The sequence below is a fragment of the Streptomyces sp. AC627_RSS907 genome, assembly GCF_019049165.1.
Genome location: NZ_JAGMUE010000372.1, coordinates 2,202 through 2,994, shown reverse-complemented (window position 1 = coordinate 2,994; position 793 = coordinate 2,202). Strand labels below are relative to the sequence as shown.

At 68.3% G+C, this 793-nt stretch carries 1 protein-coding gene; it reads left to right on the top strand.

The annotated features are described in order from the left end of the window. On the top strand, positions 1 to 793 hold a 793-nt coding region (locus tag KUM32_RS35950; RefSeq protein WP_302185225.1), incomplete at both ends, for a ketoacyl-synthetase C-terminal extension domain-containing protein.

The following is a 793-nucleotide window of genomic DNA, read 5'->3' as shown; positions in this document are numbered from 1 at the left end:
GCAGGCGTTGCTGGCGACGTACGGCCAAGACCGGGAGCGGCCGTTGTGGCTGGGTTCGGTGAAGTCGAACATCGGTCATACGCAGGCGGCTGCGGGTGTGGCTGGTGTCGCGAAGATGGTGCTGGCGATGCGGCATGGTGTGCTGCCGGCGACGTTGCATGCGGATGAGCCGTCTCCGCACGTGGAGTGGGCGTCGGGAGCGGTGGAACTGCTCACCGAGGCCCGGCCGTGGGAGGGCTCTGGGGATCGGCCGCGTCGGGCGGGTGTCTCGGCGTTCGGGGTCAGCGGGACCAATGCGCATGTGATTCTGGAGGAGCCTCCGGCGGCCGAAGGTTCTGGTGTGGTCGTGGCGGGTCTTCCGGTGGTTCCGGTGTTGCTGTCGGGTGCGGATGATGCGGCGTTGCGGGCGCAGGCGCGGCAACTGCTGGATTGTCCCGGTCTGGAGACGGCGGGGCTGATGGAGTTGGGCGCCGCGTCGGTGCGGCGGGCTGCGCTCACGCATCGGGCGGTGGTGCTCGCCGGTGACCCTGATGGGTTGAACAGTGGTCTGTCTGCGGTGGCTTCCGGGGCGGGGGGCTTGACCGGTAATGCCAGTTCGGGTCGGGTCGCGTTCCTGTTCACGGGTCAGGGTGCGCAGCGGGTGGGGATGGGCCGGGGGTTGTATGAGGCGTTCCCGGTGTTCGCGGATGCTTTCGATCAGGTGGCGTTGTATGTGGACGTGCATCTGGACCGTCCGTTGTCAGCCGTGTGGAGCGACGAGGAACTGATCCACCGGACCGGGTACGCGCAGCCC